Origin of the sequence: Kribbella antibiotica (assembly GCF_004349055.1) — a bacterium.
GTDB classification, from domain to species: Bacteria; Actinomycetota; Actinomycetes; order Propionibacteriales; family Kribbellaceae; genus Kribbella; species Kribbella antibiotica.
The window spans coordinates 1-1,680 of sequence record NZ_SMKX01000297.1 but is presented as its reverse complement, the minus strand read 5'-3'; the positions used below and the strand labels follow the sequence as shown (position 1 = coordinate 1,680).

Annotated in this window: 3 protein-coding genes; all 3 read right to left on the bottom strand. The window is 68.8% G+C overall.

Annotation, left to right across the window (positions count from 1 at the left end):
• Positions 1–373: 373 nt before the first annotated feature.
• The 3 genes from E1263_RS42320 to E1263_RS44205 all read right to left on the bottom strand — a co-directional run bounded on the left by E1263_RS42320 (position 374) and on the right by E1263_RS44205 (position 1,377).
• Positions 374–688 carry a DUF6980 family protein gene (locus tag E1263_RS42320; protein ID WP_132178112.1) on the bottom strand — a complete coding sequence of 105 codons (315 nt, stop codon included), beginning with the start codon at positions 686–688 and terminating at the stop codon, positions 374–376.
• Complete coding sequence (locus E1263_RS43070) at positions 685–846, bottom strand: 2-succinylbenzoate--CoA ligase (RefSeq protein ID WP_165956949.1); 162 nt, start codon at positions 844–846, stop codon at positions 685–687. Before E1263_RS43070 ends, E1263_RS42320 begins: the two co-directional genes overlap by 4 nt.
• Before the next feature lie 408 nt (positions 847–1,254).
• Positions 1,255–1,377 (bottom strand): hypothetical protein, encoded by a 123-nt coding sequence (locus E1263_RS44205; RefSeq protein ID WP_272949737.1) that lies wholly within the window; start codon positions 1,375–1,377, stop codon positions 1,255–1,257.
• Positions 1,378–1,680 lie beyond the last annotated feature (303 nt).

Genomic DNA, 1,680 nt, shown 5'->3' with positions numbered 1-1,680 from the left:
CCCCGACACGACCGACTGCAGGTAGTCCCCGCCACCCCGCCCAGCAGTCGCCCGCGCGGCACCGCGGCGACGCCGTACGCGGAGGTCCTGCAGTTCTTCGTGTTCCCGCGCTCATAGCCGACACGACCGACTGCAGGTAGTCCGGTGATCCCGCCCGGCAATTGCTCGCGCGGCACCGCGGCGACGCCGTACGCGGAGGTCCTGCAGTCGCTCGTGCAGCTCTTGCCAGGTTCAACCTGGTGCGCGAGCGGAGTCGGGCGGTCGGCGGAGCTCAGGCTGGCGGCGTTCCCGGTCGGCACGAGTGACTGTAGGTACGCACCGGATCCGGGGACAGGCCGCCTGGGCCCGGAGCGCGGTGGGGATGCCGAGGCGACTACGTGCAGTTCTTCGGGTCGAGCCAGCGGGCGTCTTCGAACTCGGCGGGTACGTCGTCATTCCACGGATCGATCCCGCGGCGCTCCAGCTCCTCGAACCAGCGGTCGCGCTGCGACTCGGGCAGCCGCCGTCCGCACCACGGACAGAAGGTGATCTCGAGGAACGACGCACCGCCGTCGTGGATGATCAGCCCGTACTCCTGGAACTTCGGGCTGAAGGTCACCACCGCATCCCCGCATTCGAACGGGTCGTCGTGCAGATCGCAGGTCAGATTCACCTGGCGGTCCATCGTCTCGCAGCAGAAACTCGTCACCCGCCGAGTTTATTGCGGAGGACTTTGCCGGTTGCGTTGCGCGGGAACTCGTCGACGATGGCGATCTCGCATGGGGTTTGTAGCGCGCCAGTCAGTTCCTCCGAAGTCGCCGAACCACGCAGTACGACGTACGTGCCGAGCTGCCGGCCGTCATCCACATTCGGGCCGCCGACCCCAGCATGAGCAACTGCAGGTAGTCCCCGAATCCGGCCGCCGGCCCGGCCCGCAGGCGCGCGCCGAGCACGTCCTCCCGACTACCTACAGTTCTTCGTGCTCCGCGCGGTGCCGTGTGTCGGCTGAGCCCGTCGGCCGAATCCCACGCCAGTCGGCCGCGGCACGACCGACTGCAGGTAGATACCGGATCCGTATCTGGCGCCTGACCCGTGAGCGCGTGCCGGGGATGCGCCCCGACTACCTGCAGTTCCTCGTGCACCTGGCGCGAGTTGTCGCATTTCCTCGGTTCGGCGGGCCGGTCGCCTGCCGTCGGCGGCACGAAGAACTGCAGGTGGTGCTGGATCGGGGCGGGTCGGCTTGCTAGTGAGCGTGTGGTGCGGGCGGGTCGCCGACTACCTGCAGTTGTTCGGGTCGAGCCGGCGGGCGTTTTCGAAGTCGGCGGGTACGTCGTCGTTCGACGGATCGATCCCGCGGCGCTCCAGCTCCTCGAACCAGCGGTCGGGGAGCTCGCGCACCTGCGTGCTGACCTCCTCCGAAGTCGCCGAACCACGCAGTACGACGTACGCGACGAGCGCCCGGCCGTAATCCGCAATCGGTCCGCCGATCCCGGCATGAGCAACTGCAGGTAGTCGCCGAATCCGGCAGCCGGCCCGGCCCGCAGGCGCGCGCCGAGCATGTCCTCCCGATTACCTACAGTTCTTCGTGCTCCTCGCGCGGGAGAACCCCATTCGCTCGGGTCGGCTGGCCGGTCGTCTGCCGTCGGCGGCACGAAGCACTGCAGGTGGTGCTGGATCGGGGCCGGGCGGCTTGCCGGTGAG